The following is a 26710-nucleotide window of genomic DNA, read 5'->3' as shown; positions in this document are numbered from 1 at the left end:
GATGATTTATCGCATGTTGAAGAAGAGAGTTTATTAAATTCTGATGAAAATACTACAATCGGGCAAGAAATTGGTTTAGGAGATTCACTGTCAGAGGATTCTACATCAGGTTCAGACGACCCAAATGTAGAAGATGATTTACCACACGTTGAAACTTCTCCTATGAACAAAGGGCGTTTACCAAATGTTGATGGAAACACTATGATTTGGCAAGAAATTAGTTCGGGAGATTCGCTGTCAGAGGATTTTACATCAGGATCAAATGACTCAAATGTAGCTCCTGAAGATTTAAATTGGGATGGTACTTATGCAGATGAAAATAATTCTGGAGGAGGTACTTCCACCGATAGTAGTTCTAGCGATAACACTATTATCACCGTAACCCCACATCCAACCGAAAATGGAAATAATCCAGTTGTGGATACTATTATAAGGATCACAGATAAAAACATTAAAGATAGCTACAACGAAGCCCTTGTTGAGTCAAAGAGATCCAATAAAAAAGTGAATGGTATTACTCTTGTACTGAATAAAAATACAGGAAACAAAATATTAAATAGTGTGACGGTGAATTTGCCCCAAAGCGTGCAGGATTTTATCATAAGTAAGAAAAATATATATGCTATTGAGGTAGCATATAATCCAAATATTAAAATAAAAATGGATTTAGCTACTATAAAAGAAATTAATAAGCAAGCCAAAGCTGATGTCAATGTAACTATAACAAAGCTGGATAGCAACAAGCTAGCAGGTAACGCAAAGACAGCTATTGGATCTAGGCCTGTGTTTGAACTTAAAGTAAACTACGGTTCAGGTAAGCAGGTGTCAAACTTCGGTACGGGAAACGTGATGCTAGAAATCCCATACACACTAGGCTCAAACGAAAAAGCAGGTAATGTTCATGCAGTGTATGTCGATACAAATGGTAAGATAGAGTGGCTAACCAACTCTGTTTATGACTGTGTAAGCAAGGTTCTTCGCTTTACCACAAGCCATTTCTCAACTTATGGAGTTGGATACAAAACCATAAACACAAACTTCACTGACATTACAAATCACTGGGCAAAGGAAAATATTGAATTTATAGTAGCGCGTGGACTATTCAATGGTACTACTACTACAACTTTTATGCCAAAGACAGCTATGAAAAGAGGAATGTTTGTAACTGCCCTTGGAAGGCTTGCAAAAGTAGATGTAAGCAAATATACAAAGAGTAGATTTTATGATGTGAAAGATGATGCCTACTATATGGGCTATGTAGAATGGGCAACTGAAAACAAAATCATAAACGGCATTGGCGATTGTAAGTTTGCACCAGAGCAGCCGATTACCCGTGAACAGATGACAGTAATTATAAAAAACTATGCTAAAGCAATAGGCTTTAATCTACCAAAGTCATACAAAGCATTCACGTTTGTAGACAATGTAAAAATTAACCCTTATGCAAAGGATGCAGTGAAACAAATGCAGATGGCAGGTGTTATTAGTGGGAAAAACGGAGATAAATTTTTTCCACAAGGTATAGCAACCAGAGCTGAAGTTGCTACAGTGCTAAAACGTTTTGTAGAGCTGATGATCGATCGCGATTTCACACAAGACTAGAGGATGAAAGATTCTGGAAAGTGGATGTACTATGAATATGGAAAGGCCTTACAGAAAAACAAATTATCGGATGTGTTAGGTATACCTTTAACACTTATGAGGAAACCAATGAAACACCAAGAGATTTAAGCTATAGGGCACACGATGTTATAAAAAATAAAAGCTTACATAGTATTACAAGAGATTAAAATGCTCTATTTTTGAACTTACTCATATAATAATAAAACTATTTTTAATATGTTTCATATGTGCAATGTACTGAAAGTACCAATTGAATAATTAAATATCACAAAAAGAAAAATGGCAGTGTTGGACTTTGAAATTAAAGAGATCAACACTGTCGTTTTATTTATTGAAATTAGGTATATAACATTTGTGGAGATGCTACAAGGTTAAGTGAGGTGATTTCAGAGAGAATGATTAACATATGTGGCAACTTGAAAATGACTATATTGCAGAAATAGGAATGGCAGGTAGAAGTATACGAAACCGATTATATTTTGAAATCCGAATAAGTGTACAAAAGTAAAATACAAGAAGTTATTTACTATAAGAAAGAATGATTTGATCCTATCTGTCAACGTTATTTTTGAAAGAAATCTGCTGACAATTGATCTGTAGCTCAGCACCATCTAAGAAATGAATTATGAAAGGTTTGAAGACTTTTCCAAAAATCTTATCAGCAACAAAGATTTTATTACAGAGTGAAAAGGTGATATTTATGTAGACTCTACAGGTGTTGTTCATAGTTTGATTGCATTTGATATGTACAGTGGTGATAAATCCAATGATAGGTTTGTGGACCTAGGTCAATACTTTGGATACAAAAAGTCGAATCTTTTATACAACTATTAATGACTCATCTTCTTTTTACTGAGGAGCCATTAAACCAATTCTACTATGAATCCCCATTCTATTATATCAAAAATCTATATATTCAAAGATAGCTTTATCAGCTTCATCGAAATCGTGATAGATATTTCTATAAACCACTTAGTACCTGCCTCTTGATAGAACTTTTTGTAGTTTAACTGCTCGATAAGGTTGCCTATATTGATTAAATTTATCGATAACCTTTTGTCTAAATGTTTCGTATTTGAGTTGCTTCTTAGACGGCTTACTTATTAAAGTATTATAGTATGTACTTCTTGGAAACTTTAAGGCATTGTATAATTGTTTAACCATGTATTAGATTTGATTTGATATCAATACCATATTCCCCTATAGATTTTTTGTATTTCAATCTGTACTTCAAGCTCACGCATTTTTTGAGGGCCTTATATTCTTTCATAGATATTGTTTCTGAATCAGCAACTTTAATTAGAGAAAGGTTTTTAACTCTTCCTACGATAGTAGATTTTGAAATGCCATATTCTTATTCTAATTGAGGGCGGGGATAATTACCATTATTATAGAAGTCAACTAATTGTTGCTTAAATTCTGGTGGATATAATTTTTGATTTCTAGCCATGTCGAACAGCTTGGTTATCTTATAGGAGTTATTATAAGTTGTTCAAGTTTTTGTGTCTACAGTTATATATTAACACCAAGTTTACACATTCTTAAACCATTTGGGCAAAAGCGAAAGGGAGAGCATACGTAGTGCTGTCGGGTTACTTCACATATTAAAGGTTTTCATCCCATAAAATATTTATTTGGTACTTTTGTTATCTTTAAATGAACTGTAATTTTTTTATAAAAAGTACATATAAATCTTAGGTGTGTTATAAGCTAGTTGTAACATGATGAATAAAGTAAATATTTTGCATTAGATGTAGGATTGAGGTATAATTAAAGTAATTTTATGGTGAAAAATGACAACAGGTAAAGGAGAACACTATATATGTTTGGAAGAGGAGCCGACATAGGGATCGATTTAGGAACAGCTTCTGTTCTTATTTATATAAAAGGTCAAGGGATTGTGCTACAAGAACCATCTATTGTAGCCATTAATAATAAATCAGGTGAAGTCATTGCTGTGGGAGAAGAAGCAAGAGCTATGCTTGGGCGTACGCCACAAAATATTACGGCTATCAGACCATTAAGACGTGGGGTTATTGATGATTATGAAGCCACAGAAAAAATGCTTAAATATTTTATTCATAAGGCAATAGGACCAAGACTTATTAAACCTCGTATTGCGGTATGTGTACCTAGTGGGGTTACAGAGGTAGAAAAGCGTGCAGTAGAGGATGCGACTAGACAAGCAGGTGCTAGGAAAGTTGATATCATTGAAGAGCCTATTGCAGCAGCTATTGGTGCTGGTATTGATATTAGTAGACCATGTGGGAGCATGATTGTAGATATTGGTGGTGGGACAGCTGATATTGCAGTTATTTCTTTAGGTGGTGCAGTTGTAAATAAATCTATCAAAGTTGCTGGGGACAATTTTGATGAAGCGATTATGACTTATTTACGTAAAAAACATGGGATGTTAATTGGTGAGAGAACAGCAGAAGAGATTAAAAAGAACATTGGAACAGCTTATACAAGAGACTTCCCTGTTGAGATGACAGCTAAAGGACGTAACTTAGTTTCTGGGCTTCCGAAAAATATTGTGCTTTCTTCAGATGAGATACAAGAGGCCTTAGCTGGACCAATTGATGAGATTGTATGGGCAGTACGAGACGTACTTGAGACTACGCCTCCAGAACTTGCTGCCGATATATCAGATAGAGGCATTGTTTTAACAGGCGGTGGCAGCCTTATCTATGGATTAGACAAACTTATTGCCGAGAGAGTAGGGATCAATGCTGTGATTGCAGATGAAGCTATTTCTTGTGTTGCAGTTGGAACAGGTCTATTTGTAGAATACAAGTACTCTAGAAAAAATAGAAGGAGAAATGCATATGATTAGAGGTCTTTATATTGCTGGAACAGGTATGAATGTACAGACGAAAAAACTGGATGTCATCTCTAATGATTTAGCCAATGTGAATACAACCGGCTATAAAAAAGATGATGCAGTCATAGCGTCATTTAATGAAGTACTGACTTACAGACTCAAAGACATGGAAAACAATATTCCAAATGACAGAGCAATTGGATCAATGAACTTTGGTGCACGTGTGGATCAAATCTATACTCAATTTGCACAAGGCTCATTAGTAAAGACAGATGGCTTAGTGGATTTGGCTTTACAAGGAGACGGCTTCTTTACAGTACAAACACCAAATGGAGTGGCTTATACCCGTGATGGGAAATTCTCTATTAATGGTGAGGGTGCACTTGTAACCAAAGAAGGTTATGCGGTTATGGGAGAAGATGGCCCTATTGAGTTTGGAGAAGATTATTTAACCAATGGTGGTAAGCTTGCTGTCGGAGAAAAAGGCACAATTACTGTAGATGGTAGGAAAATTGATACATTAGCTTTAGTAAAGTTTAATGACAATCAAGGTTTAACTAAAAGAGAAGATAATCTTTACTTAGCAAATGGTGGTGCAGAACCTTTTGAAGGTAGTGTAATGCAAGGGTACATAGAAGCTTCAAATGTTAATCCAGTAACAGCGATGGTAGATATGATCACTGTTTCAAGAGCATATGAAGCTAATCAAAAGATGATTCAAGTTCATGATAATTTACTTGGTAAAGCGGTAAATGAAGTAGGACGTGTATAGGGGGTATAAGACAAATGATGAGATCATTATGGACGGCTGCTTCAGGTATGACAGCCCAACAAACAAATGTAGATACGATTTCAAATAACTTAGCAAACGTAAATACAGTAGGTTACAAAAAAGAAACAACTAATTTTAAAAGTTTACTTTATACAAAAATGGGCAATCAAGCAGAAACAAATGCCCCAACGACTATGCAAGTAGGACATGGTGTACGTATCGGTTCAAGTAGTCGTATGTATACACAAGGTACCATCCAAAGAACAGGTAATCCCACGGATATGGCCATTGAAGGTAAAGGTTTTTTCACTATTATGCAAGATGATGAATATATGTATACAAGAGACGGTAACTTCAGAATGGCTATGTTAGATGATGGGAACTATGCTCTCGTTACAACAGATGGACATCCAGTTGTATCTATAGATGAAGAACCTATTGTTGTAGATGGTGGAATTGGTGTAGATAAACTTATCGTTGGTCAAGACGGTATGATTTCTTACATGGATGAAGAGACAGGGATGCGTATGGATATTGCACAATTACGTATTGTACAGTTTTCTAATACAGAAGGTTTAGAAGCAGCAGGAAGCAACATGTTTATGGAGACAGCAGCATCGGGTGTAGCACGTGTTGAAAGTGAAGAAGATGGACTTACAAGAAGTATTATTAAATCAGGTGTATTAGAAGGTTCAAACGTAGATGTAGCTAATGAAATGGTTAATCTAATTGTAGCCCAAAGAGCTTATGAACTTAACTCTACAGCGATTAAAACAGCAGATACTATGCTTCAACAAGCAAATGAACTTAAACGTGGTTAAGTAGGAGGAAGCTAAATGAGTATTTCAGGGATTAATTTAAATGCAACGCTTACAAGTCAACTAGAACTTCAAAAAACACAAAATGAAAATACAGATTTTGAAGCAGTGCTTCAGGATGCTATTGCAAGTAAAGATGATGAAGCATTAAAAGATGCATGTAAACAAATCGAACAATATATGCTTTCTAGCCTGTTTAAACAAATGAAATCTTCAACAGAAATGGGAGAAAGATTGATTCCTAAAGGTGACTATGAAGAGATGTTTGAAAGTTATTTAGTGGATGAACAATGCAAAATTATGTGCGATGCTGGTGGTATTGGTTTAGCTGACAGTATGTATAAACAGATAACAGGTGCTTATAACACACAACAGAACTATAAAAAATAAATTACTTGACAAATAAAAGTAATCACTTATATAATAAACTCAACAATTAAATAGCGATGAGTAATTCTTATCCAGAGAGGTGGAGGGACAGGGCCCTATGAAACCCGGCAACCAGTGTAGATCGCGGGTGCCAATTCCCACAAGTGCAGTAGCATTTGTAAGATGAGGATGTATCGTATTTACGATCAAGCAGACAAGGCCTCATTTAGTGAGGCCTTTATTTTTTTAGCTTAAATCAAGCATTCAACCATCTAACCTTTAAAATACATCGCTTATGTTGAATTCACAACCGTATTAAAGGAGGATTTTGAAAATGGCAAGAAGATTATTTACATCAGAATCAGTAACAGAAGGGCATCCAGATAAAATCGCTGACCAGATTTCTGATTCAGTTTTAGATGCAATTTATGCACAAGACCCACAAGCACGTGTAGCGTGTGAAACAGCTGTCACAACAGGTTTAGTACTTGTAATGGGAGAGGTTACAACAAACTGCTACGTAGATATCAACAAAATTGCACGTGATACAATCAATGAGATTGGTTACAACAACCCAGCCTTTGGCTTTGATGGCAACAGCTGTGGTGTAATGGTAGCGCTTGATGAGCAATCACCAGATATCGCAATGGGTGTAGATACAGCATTAGAAAAAAGAAATAATGAAATGTCAGATGAAAGCATTGAAGCAACAGGAGCAGGGGACCAAGGTATGATGTTTGGTTTTGCTTGTGATGAAACACCAGAGCTTATGCCAATGCCTATTTCATTAGCACATAAATTAACACGTCGTCTTACAGAAGTACGTAAAAACGGTACACTTAGCTACCTTCGTCCAGATGGTAAATCTCAAGTAACTGTAGAGTACGATGGAGATAAAGTAGTAAGAGTAGATGCAGTTGTTATCTCAACACAACATGCTGAAGAAGTTTCACAAGCACAAATTCATGAAGATCTTATGGAACATGTTATTAAACACGTCATTCCAGCAGAACTTTTAGATGATGAAACAAAATACTTTATCAACCCAACAGGTCGTTTCGTAATCGGTGGACCAGTAGGGGATTCAGGTCTTACAGGACGTAAAATTATCGTAGATACTTACGGTGGTTATGCAAGCCACGGGGGTGGTGCTTTCTCTGGAAAAGATCCAACAAAAGTAGACCGTTCAGCAGCTTATGCAGCACGTTATGTAGCTAAAAACATTGTAGCAGCAGGACTTGCAAATAGATGTGAAATCGAACTTGCTTATGCAATCGGTGTAGCACAACCAGTTTCTATCTTAATCAACACACATGGTACAGGCGTAGTAAGTGATGAAAGACTTGTAGAAATCGTAAGAGAAACATTTGATCTTCGTCCAGCAGGTATTATCAAAATGCTTGATCTTAGAAGACCAATCTACAAACAAACAGCAGCTTATGGACACTTTGGTCGTACAGATGTAAGCCTTCCATGGGAACAAACAGATAAAGTAGAAGCGCTTAAAAAATTAGCAGCTCACTAAGATATACAAATAGATATAACGGGATAGATTATGAATAGAAAGGGCCTACTTTGAGGGAAGTAGGCCTTTTAATATTGTAAGAGAAGGCCTCTACATTTCTGTTATGTACTTAAAAAGTTTGTCTACATATGATAAAATAAAAGTACTAATAAAAATAGTAGAGGAGCTTGCATGAATACAATTAAGATTACGAGAGAAAAAGAAGTATCAAGAAGTACCATGTATAACGTACTCTATATCCTTCCATTAGCGATGGTACTCTTTGCATTGATTACAACGAGTCCCAAGGAGCTTATTGAAGGGATAGGAACTATTTATAAGTCAAATGATATTTTACTAACGGATTACTTATTGATTGCTGGAACAGGCGCTACATTTTTGAATGCAGCAGTGGTATTGTTAGTAAATTTATGGCTTATTAAGCGATTGGAATTAAAGCCGAATGGGATCATTATTGCAGCATTATTTTTGCTAACAGGATTTAGCTTTATGGGTAAAAATATGTTTAATATATGGACATTCTATTTTGGGGGCTATATATATAGTAGATATCATGGTATATCTTATAAAAATGTAGTCATCATTAATATGTTTTCCACAGCTTTTAGCCCTGTTGCAAGCCTGATTGGCGAGATGATGGGACCTAATGTAATCGCAGCCTTGGTGATCATGGCATTAGTAGGTGGATTCATTGGATTCATTATGCCAACCGTATCTTCTCGTTTTGTAACATTTCACTCAGGATATAACCTATATAACATGGGAACTGCAGCTGGATTTGTAGGGATGTTAGTCTATGCCTTAATTAATGAAGCAAATATTGTAGTAACAAAAAATTATGCACTACTTGAAAGTAATGATTGGCGTGTGGTTATTTTCTTATTGTTATATTGTATAGCACTGATTATAATAGGTTACTGTATTAATGATAAGAGCTTTAAAGGCTATAAACATTTAATGAAGCATTCAGGTAGATTGATTACAGATATGATCAAGCAAGATGGTTTTGGGCTCAGTTTAATGAATATGGGATTTTTAGGCCTCATGTGTATGGGATTTATATTCATATTAGATGGAAGTTTTAATGGACCAGTTGTTGCAGCGATGCTGACAGTAATGGGATTTGGAAGCTTTGGTAAGCATCCAAGGAATGTATGGCCCATTGTAGCAGGTGTAGTACTCGGATGGCACTTCTTTAAGATAGATACTTCTACCTCTATGTTGATTATTTCAGCTCTATTTGGGACAACCCTTGCACCTATAGCTGGTGAATATGGATCAATTATAGGGATGTTGGCAGGTATATTACATGCTACACTTATACAAAATATAGGTGCTTTGCATGGTGGATTAATGTTATATAACAATGGATTATCAGGAGGTATCATAGCAGCTATTTTAATACCTGTTATTGATGCATTTAAGAAGGAGAATAAAGCGTGAGACATGAAGTAAAAAAGATTTCTAAGATGGTAGATGAATTAACAACCTTTTTCTTAGAACATCAAGCACAAAGTTTAGAGATTAAAATTAATAATTTAGTAGATCGTGAGATCATAATGGTAGAAGCAATAGCCTTAGATGATATAGCACTCTGTGTCAAACGTTTACAACGTTTTCTAAGTTACCCAAGAGAACGAGAAATGGAAGAATACTACTGGGAGCTTGCAGGTGAAACAGATAGTTCAGAGGAATTAGGACTTGTAGGAACCATGATTGATGAAGCAAATATTGGTTATGATGAGGAGAAGATACAACTAGAACTTATACGTAGGAAATAGCAAAGGATAGGGTGGATAAATTGGAAGAACAATTAGTTATAGAAGGTGTCGTCGATGACATCATATATCAAAACGAAGAAAATGGTTATACAGTATGTACAATTGAATATGAAGGAGAAGAAGTGTCTTGTGTAGGAAGTATGCTAGGCATTCATCCTGGAGAAGAAATACGTATTGTGGGCCAATGGGCTACCCACCCTATCTATGGAAAGCAACTCAAAGTGGATACTTTTGAAAGAAGTATTCCAAAGACTGTACAAGGTATAGAACGTTATCTGGCTTCAGGTGCTATTAAAGGGATTGGACCTAAAACAGCAAAGAAGATTGTCAAGCATTTTGGTCTAGATACCTTCCGTATTATAGAAAGTGAGCCAACAGTCCTTTCTCAGATTCAAGGGATTAGTGAGAAAAAAGCGTTAGAGATTAGCGAAGTCTTCCGTGCACAGCATGAACTACGTAATGCCATGCTTGTCTTACAAGAGTTTGGGATTACACCAACCTATGCCATCAAAATTTATAAACGTTACAAAGATAAGACTATAGAAGTGATTAAGAGTAATCCTTATAGATTAGCAGAAGATATCTTTGGTATTGGTTTTAAAAAGGCCGATGAGATTGCCGCACAGATTGGAATCGATAAGAATGATCCACAACGTATTAAGACAGGGATTCTTTATATTCTTAATACGTATACGTTAGAGGGACATACTTATATGCCAAGAGATATTCTTGTAGAGAAGAGTTTACAGTTACTTGGTGTGACAGAAGATTTTGTAGACCATGCCATGATGGAACTTGGAATACAAAAAGCAATCATTGTCAAAAATTATAATAATGTAGCTTGTGTTTTCTTAAGTAGGCTTTATCACTGTGAGGTCTCTATTGCAAGGAAGCTGATCGATTTAGCAGCGACTTATGACAAAGAAATGCCTTTTGACTTTGATAAGGAACTTAAGCAAACAGAGAAAGAACTTTCTATTCAGTTAGTTGAAGAGCAGAGAGAAGCAGTGCGCTACGTATTGATGCATGGGGTCACCATCTTAACAGGGGGGCCAGGTACAGGGAAGACTACAACTATTAAGGCAATCCTTCATATGCTAGAAAAGGCCAATGAAGAAGTACTCCTTGCAGCGCCTACAGGACGTGCGGCAAAACGTATGAGTGAAGCTACTGAGATGAAGGCACAGACTATACACCGTCTCCTTGAAATTGGTTATCTTAAAGAAGATAGTAGTAGACAAATGTTCAACCGTAATGATGAAAATCCATTGGAAGCAGATGTTGTCATCATTGATGAGATGTCCATGGTCGATGTGAATTTAATGTATGCCCTCTTACAAGCAGTACAAGAAGGGCAAAGATTAATCCTTATTGGAGATGCTGACCAGCTACCATCAGTAGGTGCTGGGAATGTACTTAAAGATATGATTAAGAGTGAACGCCTTCCAGTTGTACGCTTAACTCAAATCTTTAGACAGGCACAAGAAAGTGCCATTGTTATGAATGCCCATCGTATTAACCAAGGGAAAGAACCTGTATGTAATGAAAAAGATACGGATTTCTTCTTTATGAATAGAAGTATGCAACAACAAGTTCAAGAGACTATTGTAGAACTGATTATGAAACGTATTCCGAAGTTCCAAAAAGTAGATTTCCTCAAAGATATACAAGTTCTTGCACCTATGCGCAAAGGTTTATTGGGAGTCAATGAACTCAATAAACTCCTCCAAGCAGCTCTTAACCCACCTTCAGTAGGCAAGATTGAGAAGGACTACCGAGATAATATATTCCGTGTAGGGGATAAGGTCATGCAGATTAAAAATAACTACAATACCCCATGGAAGATTTATGCTCATACAGGCTATCCGCTGGATGAAGGGATAGGCGTCTTCAATGGTGACTGCGGTATGGTTAAAGATATTGACCTAGGTAGAGAAATACTAACTGTTATCTTTGATGATCAAAAAACAGTAGAATACGAATTTAACCAGTTAGATGAATTAGAACTGGCTTATGCAGTTACCATTCATAAATCACAAGGAAGTGAATACCCTGTAGTCATCCTACCAATCCATAGCGGACCACCTATGCTTCTTAGCCGTAACTTACTCTACACTGCAGTAACTAGGGCAAAGAAAATGGTTGTCATTGTAGGGATTAAAGATACAGTAGGGCGTATGATTGAAAATAATAGAGAGCTTGAACGTTACTCTAGCTTAGCGATACATTTGAAGCAACTTATATAAAATCTAGGGAGTGAGGGCATGTAGTCAAGCTTGTTGTATTCCAACTTTTAGTCTAACAGTCAAAACTCGAAAAAGAACAACACTTTTTCTCAAACATTTCCCTAAAACCAGTTTGATTACATTTTCTAAGCCTCTCTAAAAAGGTTGCGGAGAAAGTCTCCATACAACAACTTGCCTACAGCCCATCACCTAAATTACTAAGTTTTCACTCCATCAGAAACTTTTAAGAAATGACCCGTTAATTAATGAAATATAAGGAAAGTGGGAAAAGAGATGTTCTTAGAAGTAGTAAGAGAGTGGCTGTGCCCTAATAAATGTATCGTATGCAGGAGTTTTATAAAAGAAAATAGTGAAGTAGGACTGTGCCTTCATTGTGAGGAAGCATTATTAGAAAGGAATCTATGCCCGAGGTGTGGAAAGCCTTATAGTGTGGATTCTAGTGTGTGCAGCTACTGTAATGAAGTGCCAAGAGGTGTAACACGTATTCTGGCACTTTTTCCCTATGTTGACTTCTATAAAGAAAGTGTATTAAGATGGAAATATACGGGTATTCGGAAATATGCAAAAGGTTATAGTGTTCTCATGGCTAATCTTATTCAAAGAGAACATTTAGATATTGATTGTTTAATTCCTGTACCAATTGCTAGGCATAGATATTTTGAAAGAGGTTTTAATCAAGCTTTTGATTTAGCGCACGAAGTGAGTAATGACACAAGTATACCTGTGTTGGAGTTACTTGAAAGAGCTTATGATACAAAGCCACAGTCTGCGTGTAAGAAAGAAGAACGTGCAAAGAACATTCATAAAGCCATTAGGGTTAAAGAGGATACGAAGCAGGACTTACAGATAGAAGGTAATGTGCCGATTAATATTGCACTTATTGATGATATCTATACAACAGGAAGTACTGTAGCAGAATGTATTAGAGCACTTAAACAAGAAACATCTATTCAAATTCAAGATATTTATGTATTAACAGTTTGTTTAGCTATATAGGAGGGATGAAATCATGGAAGTTAAATCATGTAAAAGATGCGGGAAAATCTTTCAGTACATTACAGGTGCACCACTTTGCCCAAAGTGTAAGAAAGATGAAGAAGAACTTTTCCAAGTAGTAAAGGCTTATTTAAGAAAAAATGTAGGTGCTACCATGGAAGAAGTGTGCCATGAAACAGGTGCAAGTGTGAAAATGTTAGAGCGTTACTTAAGAGAAGGGCGTCTAGAAGTTATGCCAGGCTCACCTATTACACTAAGCTGTGAACAGTGTGGTACAAAGATACGTACAGGGAGACTGTGTGATAAATGTCGTGCTAAATTAAGCTCAGACTTAGGAAGTGCAGCAAAAAGTATTAGAGATACACGACTTACAGAACAAGAAGCTACGGCAAAAATGCGTTCTTTTAACCCAGGTGTGAGAAGATAAATATAAAAAGGTACATAAAAAATAAGGATTTAATAGAGTGTATAGTATACAAGTGTATACTTCTCTATTAAGTCCTTATTTATTTTTTAAAAGAAAGGTATACTTTAATATTATAAAGTATCAAGCTAAAGGACCGATATATATAGTACAGTTGAAAAATGGAAGAGAAGGAAGGAGTCTAAGACATGAGAGTGGCAGGCATAAATCGTATTGGAGAAATTTATAAGACTCAACAAATGAAGATGGAACCAATCAAAACAAAAAAGCAAGATGAAGTTCAACTTTCAACGCTAGCAAAAGACTATCAATATGCATTAAATGCAGCAAAAAAACTACCAGATGTGCGTCAAAAGGAAGTGGATACGATTAAAGAACGTATCAGTTCTGGAACTTATAATGTAGACATGCAAGAGGTAAGTGAAAAAATTATGAGTAGATTCGATATGAAGGGCTAGAAAGATAATGGCAGGAATTGTATACGATTTATTAGAAATATTAAAACACCAGCAAGAATGCTACGAGGGTCTTGTGACCCTCGCTACATATAAAACAGAGTCTGTACAAAACAAAAACTTAGAACTCCTTAGTCAAATTGTAGAGAAGGAGGAAGAGTTTATCGGTAGACTGAATCTTTTAGATAAAAAGAGAGAAGGTATGCTGAAGGATATTGCACTTGTAACAGGGCTCAAATATGAACAACTCACTTTAACAAAACTCATGGAAAAGATGGGGATGGAGCTTGAAATTAGCCAAGATTTATTAAAGGTAAGAGAAGAAATCTTAGAGCTTATGGAACAGCTTAAAACTCAAAATGAAATTAATAAGATGGTTCTAGAAGAATCACTGGATTACGTGAACTTTACTATCAATGCTATAAAAAGTACGAAGATGACTCAAATTCCAGTCAATTATGGCAGACCAGGAGAAGAAGAAACACTTCAAACACGTAGTTTATTTGACAAAAGACAATAGGAGGTGGGAAGATGTCATCAATTGCTAGCTTAGGCCGTGTGACATCAGGTCTCAAGGCGGCACAGACCGGGTTACAAGTTACAGGACATAACATAGCCAACGTCAACACAAAAGGTTATACAAGACAACAAGCACTACAACATGATTCAGGCTATATGACGGTAGGACAAAATGGTGGTAGACTTCAGCAAGTAGGGATGGGTGTATCCGTTACAGAAATTAGACAAATCAGAGATGAATTCGCAGATAAGCGTTTTCGTACGGAAAACTCTGTGCTTAATTTCTATATGGCTAAACAAAGTGCTACATCAGAGATTGAATCCATATTAGATGAACCTTATGGGGCATCTATTAGTGGGATGCTTGAAGACTTCTGGAAGCAAGCGCAAAAGTTATCTACCAATCCATCAGGGGTAGAAGAGCGTCTTGCCTTTATTCAAACAGCAGATGTTTTGATGAAGCGTGCCAATCAAATTATGGGTGGCTTAGGTGACTACCAACAACACGTAAATACACAAGTTAAAGATGCTATTAAAGAAATCAATGATATGCTTTATAGCGTTAGAGATTTAAATGATAAAATTGCAAAAGCAGAAGTTAATGGTGATCGTGCCAACGATTTAAGAGATCAACGTAACCTGCTTTTAGATGAACTTTCAAATTACATAGATATTGATTACTCTGAAGATAAAGATGGTAGAGTCAATGTGAAAACAGAAGGAAGAAACTTAATAGATGGACCTTTTGTAGTTGAGTTACAAGCGAAAGTCCTTCCAAATGGTTCAGGATTTGTCGTACCAGTATGGAGTGATACGGGCAAAGAGGTGTACAACCTAAACTCTGTTGTAAGTAGTAGTACAGGTGATGATACAGGTTACTTAAAAGGTTTACTTATAGCAAGAGGGCCTATGGCAGCAGATAGTAATACAAGCTGGGATAATATTGCCCTTAATAATAAAGAAAGTGTAGATAAATTAGGGAATAGCTTCGTTATTCCTAAGTTACAAAAACAACTTTCTGAGCTTGTTGGAGAGATTGCTAATGTAGTCAATGATACGTTAAGTGGAACAGGAATAGGGGATCATAAAGGTGCAATGGGGATTCCTATGTTTGTACCAAAGAATTCTACAGACGGTACCAAGTTACCTGCACAACCAAAACTTGAAGACTATCCAGATGATGTAGAAGCCTACAATCAAGCTATGAAAGATTATCGCGTGGCTATTAAAAAACATCTTACAGCAGGTAACATTCAAGTGAATCCAGAGCTTCTTCAAGATGGTGGCTACAATAAACTTGGAACGGTAGATGGTGATCCAGATAATATTGGTGATAATAGTGTGGTAACCAAGCTTTTAGATGAATGGTCTAAGACACGTGAGTGGCCAAGAGAGCCAGAAGGTGGTTGGGGTACAGCAGATGGTAAGGCACCAACAAGTGCACCAAATGGTAAAAACTCTAACTTCATGGACTTCTATGCTGAGATTGTATCTGAAGTAGGTTCAGAAGGCTCAGAATACAAGAATAAGATCAAAGAGAAAAACACTCTTGTAACAAGCATTGATAATGATCGTATGGCAATGGGGGCTGTTTCACAAGATGAGGAAATGTCTAATATGCTTAAATACCAATATGCCTATAATGCAGCAGCCAGAATGGTCAATATGCTAGATGGGATGATGGATACTATAATCAACAAACTATAGGAGGAACTTATGGGATCGGCTTTTTTTGAAATGAATATAGCGACAACAGGCCTCTTTGCAGCACAAAGAGGGCTAGCTGTAACTTCTAATAATATTAACAATGCAGCAACAAAAGGTTACTCAAGACAAGTACTTGATCAACGTGCTTCTAGTGCTATGCCAGGTTACGGAAGAGGAATGATCGGAACTGGAGTAGATACTACACAAGTACGACGTGTAAGAGACTCTTATCTAGATCAAAAGATGTGGGGACAAAAACCAGCGTTAGGTGAATATAAAATCAAAGCAGAACAAAACAGTATTATTGAAAGCGTATTTGGTGAACCAAGTGATACAGGCTTTACGAAGGTATTTGATGACTTCTTTACAGCAATCGATAACCTTTCTAAGTTGCCATCAGAGGGAGAGCGCCAAGAAGCCCTTAGACAAATGTCTATTAGTTTTACTAAATATTATAATTCTGCAGCACAGAAGTTAACAGAGTATCAACGTGACTTGAACTTTGAGATGAAAGCTAAGGTAGAAGAAATCAACAACCTTGTGACACGTATTACAAGTTTAAATGATCAAATTTATCGTGCAGAGCTAAATGGTGATATCGCTAATACATTAAGAGATGATAGAGAACTCTGTGTGGATCGTCTCTCTCAAATTGTAAATATCGATGCTAAAGAAGTAGATGTTACAAGACCAGATGGTAAGGTGGATAAGCAATTCCAAATTAAGCTCAATGGTCAAGTATTAGTAGATGGCACCTATGGACGTTTACTTAAAGTTTCTGCAAGAACAGAGGGTCAGAAGAAAAATCCAGAAGATGCAGATGGTTTATATGATATTAAGTGGGAAGATGGTCTTCCTTTCTATATGGATGATAAGGACCTTTCGGGAGAGCTAAAAGGGATTATCGACATGCGTGACGGTAGAGGAAGTAGTAGTTTTACTATGAATGGTGAACAACAAGATCCATCTATCACTTACAAAGGTATTCCATACTATATCAATAAGTTAGATCAGTTCGTTCAAACCTTTGCAAAGAGCATGAATGATGTCTATAACCAAGCTGGAACAGATGGCGGACAAGTTTATACAGACTTAACACTAGATGATGGTACAATCATAAAAATTCCCAAGCATGCACTCTTTAGCTATACAGAAGGTAACGGTAAAACACCAGTAAGTATAGAAAATATGCTTTTAAAAGATGCTAAAGGCGATATTATTGTGGACCCAGTTACAGGTGCAGCACAAATTGACTACAGCAAAATGACAGCTAAGCAATTTTCAGTGTCTGATACGGTTTATGAAGGTGCAAGTAATATCCGTACTAACTTTGAACATGACCCAGTTGATGGGAGCAATCCAAATCCAAGTAGCAATGACTTACTCCTTGCTCTAGGTGCACAAAAGAATAACAATAAAATGTTTAAAGATGGCGATCCAAAAGACTTTATGATTTCTATGTTTAGTGAACTTGGGATCAATGCCAAAGAAGCAGCCATGTATCAAAAAACACAAAAAAATGTGACGACAACTATAGAAAATCAAAGGTTAAGTGTTTCTCAAGTAGACCCAAATGAAGAATTTATCAACTTAGTTAAATATAATCAAGCTTATCAAGCAGCAGCCAAAGTACTAACAACGATGGATGGCATTTATGAAACAACTATATTCAAACTTGGTAACTGGTAAGCAAAAATAATAACATAGAGATTTTAGGCACTTGAGTTAGCTATATATGATTTTTAGATAAAAGAAGAGTAAAATAGCACACATTAATAAGAGCAGAGTATGTTTAATTAGAATAGACGACGAGACAAGGTGAATTGATAAATAACCAATTAAGAAAGAAGGTGCAACATGCGAATTACACAAGGAATGATTCAAAACAGCTCACTGAATACGATGTATAACAATATGGGCAATCTGAATAACCTTTATAATCAGATGAACACACTTAAGAAGATTCAACGTCCATCAGATGACCCAATCATTGCAGGACGTTCACTTAAATTAAGATTAAATGTAATGGAAGCTACACAACATGCAAGTAACGTAGATGAGGCTACATCTTGGATGGAAGTGACAGAAGCAGCATTAAAGAATGCAACAGAGATTATTAAGGATATTCGTACACGTTGTGTACAAGCAAGTAATGGGACACTTACATCAGAAGATAGACAAAAAATCGTATCTGATATGAAGCAACTCTATAATCAGCTTAAACAAGAAGCTAATGTTACTTATGCAGGGCGTTATGTATTCTCAGGGTATAAAACAGATCAGCCTGTATTTTTAGAAAAAGAAACAAAGTTAGAAAAAGACTTAGAGCTTAAAGCAGACCTTAAACTTACAGGAGATATGACACTAAAAAGTGATTTAGAGTTATCAGCAGATACTATTGTTACAGAAGATATTACGCTACCAGCTGGTACAAAAGTGACAGTGGATCCAAAGGACTCAAAAAGAGTTGTAGTCAATGATGATGGTACAGTAACGATTAAAGCAAGTACAGCTAACCCACCAGAAAAGCTAGGTGTAACCGTTACGATTCCAGCAGGAACAGAGTTAAAGGTAAATACGACAATACCAACAGGTACCACACTCCCAGCAGGTGAGATGTTTCCAGCAGGGGTACTTAATCCAGCAGTACATGGCTATACAGAGGGGCAACGTATTGAATATGAAATAGGTGTTAATAATACCTTAGACGTGAATACGCTTGGTATGCCAGAGATGATGAATAACTTACTTAATAATATAGAAGGTATGCTAGATAAACTCAGTGATAAGAGCTTAACAGATGAAGAACTCAATCAAATCTTTACAGATATGATTGAACAGATGGATAATCGTCTTAAAGAAACTTCAGAGATGACAGCAGAGTTAGGAAGTAAACAAAATAGACTTGAGTATACACAATCTCGTCTAAAAGATGATAAAACTAACTTTACAGAGCTTCTTTCAAATACAGAAGATGTAGATTTAGAAGAGGTGTATGTAGAATTCAATACCCAATACATGATTTATCAAAGTGGTTTACAAGCAACGTCTAAAATTATTATGAATACCCTTGCAGATTTCTTAAGATAGTAGTAGCTATGATTCTGGTTCTATCTTACTAAGAATCGAGTACTATATAGAAGAAAACGTGAATAGAAACAAAAGGATATCGAATATCTATAAAGACATATAAAATTGCATATAAGATATTGATTTCAAGAGCTATAGTACAAAGAAAATTGTCCTATAGCTTTTTGCATATCAAAACAGTACAATAAGGATAAAGGGACTATCCTAGAATTCAAACGAAAGCTAAACTTTACTCGAATTTAAATAATTAGATAAAATATAAGTATGATGAGAAAAGAGGTAGGAGAGTATATGACACTACAAACACGTTTTGGAAGAATAGAAATTGATAAAGATAAAATCATAGAATTTAAAGAAGGTATCCCAGGATTTGAGACATTAAGAAAGTTCATTCTAATCGAAGATGAAGAGAGTAAGTTCTGTTATTTACAATCTGTTGAAGAAGGGGCAATTGCTTTTACCATTATTAGTCCAGAATGGGTAAAATCAGACTATGCACCATGTATAGGAGAAAGTTATTTTGAGAAACTAGGTGGAGGCAAGACAGAAGACTTTGCACTCTACAATATAGTTGCAGTTAGACAACCTATAGAAGAAACAACCGTCAATCTACAAGCACCATTACTCATACATACAACTAGAAGGCTAGGTGTACAAGCTATTGTAGAAGGTAAAAATTATCAAGTGAGACATAAGTTGATTGAACTGATTCAAGAAAGGGGCTAAAGAGATGCTTGCATTAACACGTAAGAAGGATGAAGCTATTATGATTAATGGTAATATAGAAATACGTATTTTAGATATACGAGATGGAAAGGTAAAGCTAGGGATTACTGCTCCAAAGGATGTAAGTATTCACAGAGAAGAAGTTTATATAGAAATAGAACATAATAATCAAGAGGCACTTATTAGCTCAGTAGATACTATGAAAAGCTTACAACAACTTTTTAAATAAATTTATAAAAAAATTGTCATAGCCTATAAACTTGTCCCGCAATAAGTCGATATATATTTTGAACAAAAGTTAATAGCCATACTTAACTTTTGACAAAACAAATCTAAAAAATAGGCAAGGATGCCGAACATTCCAAGGAGGGAATATTATTATGATTATCAATCACAATATGCAAGCAATCAATGCACACAGACAAATGGGTTCAAACCAAGTAAATGCTCAAAAATCAATGGAAAAATTATCTTCAGGTCTTCGTATTAACCGTGCTGGGGACGATGCTGCAGGCCTTGCAATCTCAGAAAAAATGAGAGGACAAATTCGTGGTCTTGACCAAGCATCAAGAAATGCTCAAGATGGTATTTCATTAATTCAAACAGCTGAAGGTGCTTTAAATGAAACACATTCTATCCTTCAACGTATGAGAGAACTTTCAGTTCAATCTGCAAATGATACAAACACAGATGATGATAGAAAGGAATTACAAAAAGAAGTAAAACAATTAACAGAGGAAATTGATAGAATTGCTAATACAACAGAGTTCAATACTAAAAAACTTCTAAATGGTGATCTAGGTATTGCTGCTAATACAAAAGATGTAAGAGAAGTGGGAGAACTTGGAGAAGGTACATATAAGGTAAATGTTACAACACAGGGAACTAAAGGAAATGTACAAACAGCAGGTGATCTTGATACATTGAATGCAAGTTCAAAAGTTACATTTGAAATTGAAATAGCTGGTGAAAAGAAATCAATTTCAGCCTCAGGAGATACTCTTGATAATTTAGTTAACTCAATAAATGAAGCACTGAAGAAAGAAGGGATAGCATTAAAAACAGAAAAAGCTACTAATAAGCTTAAATTTGTAGCAGAAGAGTTTGGAAAAGATGCGAAGATTACAGTTAAAGATAGTAATATCAAAAATTTGAATGCAGGTTCAGTACTTAATCTTGATAGTACAGAAGTTGTAGTAAAATTAGAAAAACTGAATACGGATGGTCGTACATATTCAGAGGTAGTTAAAGATATTAAAATTAATAATGATATTATGGAATATGAAGGTACAGTTATTAAGTTAGATAATACTAAATTAGGTGCAACGGGAGATGTATTATCATTCGTAGTAAATGATAATAGTGCAAACTTACATATTGGTGCAAATGAAGGCCAAAATATGTCTATTAATATTGGTACTATTGACAGCAACTCTTTAGGTACAGCGGAAACAAGTATTAAAGAAATTAACTTAGAAAGTTCTAAAGGTGCAGACTCTGCAATTAAAGTAATTGATGCTGCAATGAAACAAGTATCAGCACAACGTTCTCAACTTGGTGCATTCCAAAATCGTCTTGAGCATACAATTAATAACTTAGGTACATCATCAGAAAACTTAACATCTGCAGAATCACGTATTCGTGACGTAGATATGGCTAAAGAAATGATGGCTATGAGCAAAAATAACATTCTTCAACAAGCTTCACAAGCTATGCTTGCTCAAGCAAATCAAGCACCTCAACAAGTGCTTCAATTATTAAGATAATTAAATTTAACTCTGTAAGAGGATTGAGAGAATCTCAGTCCTCTTTTTTAAAATAAAATATAAGTGAATACTCTAAAAAAGATTAAACTAAGTCTTGTTTAGAGTGGTTATTTAAAAGGAGAAAATATGAAAAAAATACCTATGCTTATCCCAAAATATATAAAAGAATTTAAATGTACAGGTACAGCATGTGAAGACACTTGTTGTGGATGTTGGAAGATTACAATTGATGAGAGAACGTATAAAAAATATAAAAAGATACCTGATTATGAAATGAGAAAAAAAGTAGAAAAATACGTAGGTAGAAATAGAGTAGGAGGAGATAAACATGAAGTAGCTAAAATAAGGTTACAAAATAGTTATTGTCCATTCTTAAATTCGGACAAGTTATGTGAATTACAGTTAAAACTAGGAGAATCGTATTTATCTAATACATGCGCTATGTATCCTAGATTACATACAAGGGTAAATGGTGTAATGGAGCAAGGTCTGACTTTGTCATGTATAGAAGCGGCTAGAGTTGTTCTGTTAAATCAGGATGTAATGGAATTTGATCAAGAAGAAAGAGAGTTTACAGATAGAGATATTTATCTTCAAGAGTTTAAGACAAGGCCAGAATATCTTAGTTGGAAAGATTATTTTTGGGATATGAGGATTGTAATGATTAGTATACTACAAAATAGAAGCTATACAATAGAAGAACGTTTGTTGATACTAGGATTACTGTGCAAAGAGTTAGATCAATTAGCTAAAGAACAGAAGGTAGATGATATTCCGTATAGTTTAAATAGATTTAAGCAAAAAGTGGATGCCAATTTGTATAAAAATATTCTAGATGATATTCCGTCTATAGTAGAAATGCAATTAAAATTAGGTAAAGAATTGATAGATATACGTTATGAGATGGGTATAAATGATGATAAGTATAATAGATATATATCAGAAATCATAGTTGGTTTAAATTTAACTGTAGATACGTCACTAGAAAAAAGTTCAGATATTTACCGTGAAAGCTATGAAAACTATTATAGGCCATTTATGAATGAACATGGGTATATTTTTGAAAATTATTTAGTAAATTATTTCTTCTTAGAGCTTCTTCCTGTAAATAAGGAATCAGTATTTGAAAGTTATGTAGGTCTTATTTTGCACTATATTATCATCAAATTACACCTTATAGGGGTAGCAAGTATTCATAAAGAATTAGAGGTAGAAAATGTTATAGACCTTATACATGTATTATGTGGTACATATGAGCATAATCCACATTATTTTAACCGAATTTTAAGATTACTAAAAGAAAATGGATATATAGATTTAGCTCATATGGCTATCTTAATTAAAAATTAGATTTTAGCTCACTATAAAATGGAATAGAAATTAGTCGATGTATTAGTAGAAAAAGATTATTTTATATAATTAAGGGAGAGTAAATATATGGGTATTGAATTATTGAATATAGCTACTACGTCTCAAATGACAAACTCATCAGATAATATAAATGAAATGAATAAAATGGTACATTCTATCCAACAAGTTAAACAGCAGATGCAAGTAGACCCATCTTATCAACCAACTTTTCAAGAAAAAACGATTTTAAATGCTATTGAAGAAGTGAATAGTAAGTTAGCGGGAAAAGGAGTAGAAGTTGAAGTTTCATTCCATGAAAAAACTAAAGAAATGTTAGTTAAAGTGGTTAATACAGAAAGTAAAGAAATTATTAGAGAAATACCATCAGAGAAGCTTGTAGATATGATTGTATCTTTTTGTGAGATGGCAGGATTATATGTGGATGAAAAAAGGTAGGAGGAAAGTATATGCGTACAACAAGTATTAAATTTACAGGTATGGCGTCAGGTTTAGATACAGAATCCATTGTTAAGAGTATGATTGCGCCTTATCAAATGAAGGTTGATAGTAAATGGCAACAACAAACCTTAATGGAAATGCAAAAGAATGCTTGGAGAGATATGAATAAGCAAATTTTTGATTTTCATGATAAATATATAAGTAAGATGAGATTAGAAAGTACATTTAATAAGAAAAATATTAGTTTATCAAATCCATCTATAATTACTATAGATAAAAATGCTACCTTACCAGTAGGTACACATACCATAGATAGAATTGATCAATTAGCTGAAGGGGCAAGAATTACTAGTAAAGCAATTAGCGATATTGATACAACAAAAAAATTATCTGAACAAGATGGATATAAAGATTTAGTGGGTAAAAAAATAACTATAAATGGTAAGGAAATTGAAATTACTGAGGAGCATACTATTTCTTCTTTGGCTAAAGAAATGCAACAAGTAGATCCCAATATAAATGTTAACTTTGATACAAATACAAAAGCATTTTTTATTTCATCTAAAAAGACAGGAGAAAGTCATTCTATTGCTTTGGGAGGGGACAAAGATGTATGGAACAAATTAGGTATCTTAGATGCATCGACAACAGCATTAAAGATAGATACAACAAAAGATACTACATTAACTATTAAAGGAAAAGCTATTTCTATTAGCGCAGGAGAAACTCATGAAAATATCATCACTCAGTTAGAGGCAGCATTAAATGATGGAGTAATTGATGATAAAGATAAGTCAAAAGTGATTTATAGAGATGGGAAATTTATAGTAGGAGCAAAACAGAAAGATATTAGCATAATAGGAGATGGCATACAGAAAGAAAATATAAGTATAGGTAAAAATGCTATCTTATCATATAATGGAGTAGAAATTAATTCAGAAGCTAATAACATTAGTGTAAATGGAGCTAATTTTATAATAAATACAATAACAAAAGACCCCATTACACTTGTAGCTACACAAGATACAGATGCTATTGTAGATTTTATGAAAGAGTTTGTAACAGAATATAATAAGTTAATTGAAGATATTCATAATAAACTTGATGCAGCAAGCAGCAAATCATATAAACCACTTACATCAGAACAAAAGAAGGAAATGAGTGAGTATGAAATTGAGGCATGGGATAAAAAAATTAAAGATGGGATATTTAGAAAAGATCCTGACCTAAAATATGTTGTAGATTCTATGAGAGAAGTACTTTCGGGAGTAGTTGAAGGTGGTACATTTTCTTCTTTATCAGAAATAGGTATTAGTACGGGTGATTGGAAAGAAAAAGGAAAGCTCCATTTTGATGAAGATAAGTTTAGAAAAGCACTAGCAAAGGATACAGATGGGGTAATCCAACTTATTGCAGGATCTGGTGATCCTAAAAGTGTTTTTGAAAAGGACTTAGCAAATGGAGTCATATCTAGCACTAAGTCATGGGAAGAGCTAAAAAAATCAGAATTAGAAAATGATAAAGCATTAGTAGCTAAATATGAAAATCGTACAAAAAGTATTGGTGATAGATTATATGACTCTATTAATAACGTGTCACGTTCTACTACATTAAGAAGTGCTTATTCTTTTTACAATGATAAAGCTTTAGATAAAAAGATTACTGTGGCAAAAGATGATGTGAAGAAATTGGAAGAACGTATGTACCGTATGGAAGATATGTATTATAAAAGATTTATGGCTATGGAAAAAATGATGCAAAAACTCAACAGCCAAAGTAGTTGGCTTACAAGCCAAATGGGATAGACCAATAGGAGGACAGTAATGATAACTAATCCATATCAACAATATCAAAACAATTCCGTTATGACAGCATCACCAGGGGAATTAACATTAATGTTATACAATGGTGCAATTAAATTTTGTAACTTAACCCTTGATGCGATGGAACAAAAGGATGTACAAAAAGCAAATCAATCTAATTTACGTGTTCAAGATATTATTACTGAACTTCAAGCAACATTAGATACAAAGTATGAAGTGGGTAAAGAAATGGATAGACTGTATACTTTTATTAGACAACTTTTAATAGAAGGAAACATTCAAAAGAACCCACAAAAGGTTATCGATGCGAGAGAACTCATTCGTGAGTATCGTGATACTTGGCAACAAGTCATCAAGATGGCAAAGTAGTATTAAATAGATATAGATTAAAGGATGTGATCCAATATGGATATCGCAGCATTATCAATGGCACTTAGCCAAATGAACGTAGGCACTCAAGTGGGTGTAGCTGTTACTAAGCTTTCTATGGATATGGGAGAGCAAACAGGACAAGCTATGGCAGATATGCTTAAGAGTATGGAGCTTTCAGTCAATCCGAACTTAGGTAGCACAATTAACGTTAAGCTTTAACGATTACATAACAACAAACAAAAAGAGAAATAGTCTAACTAGGCTATTTCTCTTTTTTATACTGGGAATTATTTTAATCTAATGTGTATTCCATTCATCTCATTATTTCAAACCACAAGAAGCCACCCTAAGACAGTCTTCTCCTCCCTGCTTGCGCAAAGATTGACTTAAGGTGGCTTCTTGTATGGTGTGGCAGGATTATAACTTATAGCATCTTCCGAGTATGTAGCAGTAACCGTTGTATAGACAGAGCTGCTCCGTAGACGTGGTACTCTTGGACTTACCGCGCTACATGCGTTCCACGTTGGTGTGCCTGCAGTGAAAGGGATCCCTAATGGATGTATCATGCCAGGTGTCCAAGGCTGACCGTATGTACGCCGGATTTACCTCATACGTTGTCTGGGTAACAGAGTGTGTATACATTAGGTATGGGCTATTTTGAGGTGGAAGACACTATTTAGTTATAAGGTGGCCAGTGACCTACAGTTGCCACAACCTATAGGACTGGGTGTCTAAGGAAGGTAAGCTTATAAAGGCCAGGGAGGAGGAGCCTTATGTGCTTAATTTTTCTTAGACGGGTATCAGAGGAACAAGGGGCCTAGGACTTGTCCTATAGGATACCTATAAGGTGTTTATACCTTATATATATACATACGCCGCAGCAAGAGAAAATTCGTCGCAAAGCGTTATAAAATTTTCTCTTATTCTGTGGCCTACAATTTTTAGCATGAAGCATGCAACATACCTCACTATAAAAACTGTATACCTATATATACACGAAAAATAAAAAAAGTCTCCCAAATGTAAAGCAAAAAGATTGAATTTGTTAAAAGTGCTTAGATGAGA

26 protein-coding genes and 1 riboswitch are annotated in these 26710 nt (G+C 35.1%); of the genes, 25 read left to right on the top strand and 1 reads right to left on the bottom strand.

Annotated elements, in window-relative coordinates:
- Together PBV87_RS12645 and PBV87_RS12640 are read left to right on the top strand one after the other, a co-directional pair.
- A partial coding sequence (locus PBV87_RS12645; RefSeq protein ID WP_271012520.1) for an S-layer homology domain-containing protein occupies positions 1 to 1602 on the top strand: 1602 nt, incomplete at its 5' end.
- Positions 1603 to 1605: 3 nt separating this feature from the next.
- Positions 1606 to 1731: a hypothetical protein gene (locus tag PBV87_RS12640; protein ID WP_271012519.1), complete on the top strand. Its 126-nt coding sequence runs from the start codon at positions 1606 to 1608 to the stop codon at positions 1729 to 1731.
- Positions 1732 to 2595: 864 nt separating this feature from the next.
- Here the strand turns inward: PBV87_RS12640 and PBV87_RS12635 are convergent.
- Positions 2596 to 2787, bottom strand: coding sequence for a hypothetical protein (locus PBV87_RS12635; protein ID WP_271012518.1), 192 nt, complete (start codon positions 2785 to 2787; stop codon positions 2596 to 2598).
- Between the two features lie 658 nt (positions 2788 to 3445).
- Here PBV87_RS12635 and mreB point away from each other — a divergent pair.
- The 23 genes from mreB to PBV87_RS12520 all read left to right on the top strand — a co-directional run bounded on the left by mreB (position 3446) and on the right by PBV87_RS12520 (position 25864).
- Positions 3446 to 4459 carry a rod shape-determining protein gene (mreB, locus tag PBV87_RS12630; RefSeq protein WP_053983187.1) on the top strand — a complete coding sequence of 338 codons (1014 nt, stop codon included), beginning with the start codon at positions 3446 to 3448 and terminating at the stop codon, positions 4457 to 4459.
- Entirely contained in the window at positions 4452 to 5219 is a 768-nt protein-coding gene (gene flgF, locus PBV87_RS12625; protein ID WP_271012517.1) for a flagellar basal-body rod protein FlgF, read from the top strand. Before mreB ends, flgF begins: the two co-directional genes overlap by 8 nt.
- 14 nt (positions 5220 to 5233) lie before the next feature.
- Positions 5234 to 6040, top strand: a complete 807-nt coding sequence (locus tag PBV87_RS12620) for a flagellar hook-basal body protein (RefSeq protein ID WP_271012516.1) — start codon at positions 5234 to 5236, stop codon at positions 6038 to 6040.
- 15 nt (positions 6041 to 6055) lie between these two features.
- A complete protein-coding gene (locus PBV87_RS12615; RefSeq protein ID WP_271012515.1) occupies positions 6056 to 6427 on the top strand; it encodes a rod-binding protein in 372 nt (123 codons plus the stop codon).
- Positions 6428 to 6491: 64 nt separating this feature from the next.
- A riboswitch (SAM riboswitch) is annotated at positions 6492 to 6596 on the top strand.
- 144 nt (positions 6597 to 6740) lie between these two features.
- Positions 6741 to 7931, top strand: coding sequence for a methionine adenosyltransferase (gene metK, locus PBV87_RS12610; RefSeq protein ID WP_053983191.1), 1191 nt, complete (start codon positions 6741 to 6743; stop codon positions 7929 to 7931).
- 171 nt (positions 7932 to 8102) lie between these two features.
- Positions 8103 to 9374 (top strand): DUF1576 domain-containing protein, encoded by a 1272-nt coding sequence (locus tag PBV87_RS12605; RefSeq protein ID WP_271012514.1) that lies wholly within the window; start codon positions 8103 to 8105, stop codon positions 9372 to 9374.
- Positions 9371 to 9712: a hypothetical protein gene (locus PBV87_RS12600; protein WP_271012513.1), complete on the top strand. Its 342-nt coding sequence runs from the start codon at positions 9371 to 9373 to the stop codon at positions 9710 to 9712. The genes PBV87_RS12605 and PBV87_RS12600 overlap by 4 nt, the downstream gene beginning before the upstream one ends.
- Before the next feature lie 11 nt (positions 9713 to 9723).
- On the top strand, positions 9724 to 11958 hold the full coding sequence (gene recD2, locus PBV87_RS12595; RefSeq protein WP_242847644.1) for an SF1B family DNA helicase RecD2: 2235 nt from the start codon (positions 9724 to 9726) through the stop codon (positions 11956 to 11958).
- A 273-nt stretch (positions 11959 to 12231) separates the two neighbouring features.
- Entirely contained in the window at positions 12232 to 12954 is a 723-nt protein-coding gene (locus PBV87_RS12590; protein WP_271012512.1) for a ComF family protein, read from the top strand.
- A gap of 13 nt (positions 12955 to 12967) precedes the next feature.
- Positions 12968 to 13381, top strand: coding sequence for a hypothetical protein (locus tag PBV87_RS12585; RefSeq protein ID WP_271012511.1), 414 nt, complete (start codon positions 12968 to 12970; stop codon positions 13379 to 13381).
- Between the two features lie 185 nt (positions 13382 to 13566).
- Positions 13567 to 13836 (top strand): flagellar biosynthesis anti-sigma factor FlgM, encoded by a 270-nt coding sequence (gene flgM / locus PBV87_RS12580; RefSeq protein WP_271012510.1) that lies wholly within the window; start codon positions 13567 to 13569, stop codon positions 13834 to 13836.
- A 7-nt stretch (positions 13837 to 13843) separates the two neighbouring features.
- Positions 13844 to 14353 (top strand): flagellar protein FlgN, encoded by a 510-nt coding sequence (locus PBV87_RS12575; protein ID WP_271012509.1) that lies wholly within the window; start codon positions 13844 to 13846, stop codon positions 14351 to 14353.
- Positions 14354 to 14364: 11 nt separating this feature from the next.
- On the top strand, positions 14365 to 16059 hold the full coding sequence (flgK, locus tag PBV87_RS12570) for a flagellar hook-associated protein FlgK (protein WP_271012508.1): 1695 nt from the start codon (positions 14365 to 14367) through the stop codon (positions 16057 to 16059).
- Positions 16060 to 16068: 9 nt separating this feature from the next.
- On the top strand, positions 16069 to 17748 hold the full coding sequence (flgK, locus tag PBV87_RS12565) for a flagellar hook-associated protein FlgK (RefSeq protein WP_271012507.1): 1680 nt from the start codon (positions 16069 to 16071) through the stop codon (positions 17746 to 17748).
- Between the two features lie 168 nt (positions 17749 to 17916).
- Positions 17917 to 19149: a flagellar hook-associated protein FlgL gene (flgL, locus tag PBV87_RS12560; RefSeq protein WP_271012506.1), complete on the top strand. Its 1233-nt coding sequence runs from the start codon at positions 17917 to 17919 to the stop codon at positions 19147 to 19149.
- Between the two features lie 291 nt (positions 19150 to 19440).
- Complete coding sequence (gene fliW / locus PBV87_RS12555; RefSeq protein ID WP_271012505.1) at positions 19441 to 19875, top strand: flagellar assembly protein FliW; 435 nt, start codon at positions 19441 to 19443, stop codon at positions 19873 to 19875.
- Positions 19876 to 19879: 4 nt separating this feature from the next.
- Positions 19880 to 20104, top strand: coding sequence for a carbon storage regulator CsrA (csrA, locus tag PBV87_RS12550; RefSeq protein WP_271012504.1), 225 nt, complete (start codon positions 19880 to 19882; stop codon positions 20102 to 20104).
- Positions 20105 to 20255: 151 nt separating this feature from the next.
- Positions 20256 to 21641 carry a flagellin N-terminal helical domain-containing protein gene (locus tag PBV87_RS12545; protein WP_271012503.1) on the top strand — a complete coding sequence of 462 codons (1386 nt, stop codon included), beginning with the start codon at positions 20256 to 20258 and terminating at the stop codon, positions 21639 to 21641.
- Between the two features lie 126 nt (positions 21642 to 21767).
- The gene (gene fliB, locus PBV87_RS12540) at positions 21768 to 22991 is read left to right on the top strand and encodes a flagellin lysine-N-methylase (protein ID WP_271012502.1); all 1224 of its coding nucleotides are present in this window, start codon (positions 21768 to 21770) and stop codon (positions 22989 to 22991) included.
- Positions 22992 to 23078: 87 nt separating this feature from the next.
- Positions 23079 to 23447: a flagellar protein FlaG gene (locus tag PBV87_RS12535; protein WP_271012501.1), complete on the top strand. Its 369-nt coding sequence runs from the start codon at positions 23079 to 23081 to the stop codon at positions 23445 to 23447.
- An 11-nt stretch (positions 23448 to 23458) separates the two neighbouring features.
- Complete coding sequence (fliD, locus tag PBV87_RS12530; RefSeq protein WP_271012500.1) at positions 23459 to 25255, top strand: flagellar filament capping protein FliD; 1797 nt, start codon at positions 23459 to 23461, stop codon at positions 25253 to 25255.
- A gap of 18 nt (positions 25256 to 25273) precedes the next feature.
- Entirely contained in the window at positions 25274 to 25642 is a 369-nt protein-coding gene (gene fliS, locus PBV87_RS12525) for a flagellar export chaperone FliS (RefSeq protein WP_271012499.1), read from the top strand.
- 36 nt (positions 25643 to 25678) lie between these two features.
- A complete protein-coding gene (locus PBV87_RS12520) occupies positions 25679 to 25864 on the top strand; it encodes a YjfB family protein (RefSeq protein ID WP_053983209.1) in 186 nt (61 codons plus the stop codon).
- The last annotated feature ends 846 nt before the right edge of the window (positions 25865 to 26710 follow it).

This window comes from Holtiella tumoricola (assembly GCF_027857615.1).
Lineage (GTDB): Bacteria > Bacillota > Clostridia > Lachnospirales > Cellulosilyticaceae > Holtiella > Holtiella tumoricola.
Note: the sequence above shows the minus strand (reverse complement) of the source record. Positions and strands in the feature narration are given on the sequence as shown.

Coding starts and splice junctions, on each gene's coding strand:
- fliD (WP_271012500.1), top strand. CDS start 23,459: ATGCGTACAACAAGTATTAAATTTACAGGTATGGCGTCAGGTTTAGAT.
- PBV87_RS12635 (WP_271012518.1), bottom strand. CDS start 2,787: ATGGTTAAACAATTATACAATGCCTTAAAGTTTCCAAGAAGTACATAC.
- PBV87_RS12520 (WP_053983209.1), top strand. CDS start 25,679: ATGGATATCGCAGCATTATCAATGGCACTTAGCCAAATGAACGTAGGC.
- PBV87_RS12640 (WP_271012519.1), top strand. CDS start 1,606: ATGAAAGATTCTGGAAAGTGGATGTACTATGAATATGGAAAGGCCTTA.
- flgK (WP_271012507.1), top strand. CDS start 16,069: ATGGGATCGGCTTTTTTTGAAATGAATATAGCGACAACAGGCCTCTTT.
- fliS (WP_271012499.1), top strand. CDS start 25,274: ATGATAACTAATCCATATCAACAATATCAAAACAATTCCGTTATGACA.
- PBV87_RS12605 (WP_271012514.1), top strand. CDS start 8,103: ATGAATACAATTAAGATTACGAGAGAAAAAGAAGTATCAAGAAGTACC.
- fliW (WP_271012505.1), top strand. CDS start 19,441: ATGACACTACAAACACGTTTTGGAAGAATAGAAATTGATAAAGATAAA.
- PBV87_RS12585 (WP_271012511.1), top strand. CDS start 12,968: ATGGAAGTTAAATCATGTAAAAGATGCGGGAAAATCTTTCAGTACATT.
- PBV87_RS12535 (WP_271012501.1), top strand. CDS start 23,079: ATGGGTATTGAATTATTGAATATAGCTACTACGTCTCAAATGACAAAC.
- flgF (WP_271012517.1), top strand. CDS start 4,452: ATGATTAGAGGTCTTTATATTGCTGGAACAGGTATGAATGTACAGACG.
- fliB (WP_271012502.1), top strand. CDS start 21,768: ATGAAAAAAATACCTATGCTTATCCCAAAATATATAAAAGAATTTAAA.
- csrA (WP_271012504.1), top strand. CDS start 19,880: ATGCTTGCATTAACACGTAAGAAGGATGAAGCTATTATGATTAATGGT.
- mreB (WP_053983187.1), top strand. CDS start 3,446: ATGTTTGGAAGAGGAGCCGACATAGGGATCGATTTAGGAACAGCTTCT.
- PBV87_RS12615 (WP_271012515.1), top strand. CDS start 6,056: ATGAGTATTTCAGGGATTAATTTAAATGCAACGCTTACAAGTCAACTA.
- flgL (WP_271012506.1), top strand. CDS start 17,917: ATGCGAATTACACAAGGAATGATTCAAAACAGCTCACTGAATACGATG.
- flgM (WP_271012510.1), top strand. CDS start 13,567: ATGAGAGTGGCAGGCATAAATCGTATTGGAGAAATTTATAAGACTCAA.
- PBV87_RS12575 (WP_271012509.1), top strand. CDS start 13,844: ATGGCAGGAATTGTATACGATTTATTAGAAATATTAAAACACCAGCAA.
- PBV87_RS12620 (WP_271012516.1), top strand. CDS start 5,234: ATGATGAGATCATTATGGACGGCTGCTTCAGGTATGACAGCCCAACAA.
- PBV87_RS12590 (WP_271012512.1), top strand. CDS start 12,232: ATGTTCTTAGAAGTAGTAAGAGAGTGGCTGTGCCCTAATAAATGTATC.
- PBV87_RS12545 (WP_271012503.1), top strand. CDS start 20,256: ATGATTATCAATCACAATATGCAAGCAATCAATGCACACAGACAAATG.
- metK (WP_053983191.1), top strand. CDS start 6,741: ATGGCAAGAAGATTATTTACATCAGAATCAGTAACAGAAGGGCATCCA.
- flgK (WP_271012508.1), top strand. CDS start 14,365: ATGTCATCAATTGCTAGCTTAGGCCGTGTGACATCAGGTCTCAAGGCG.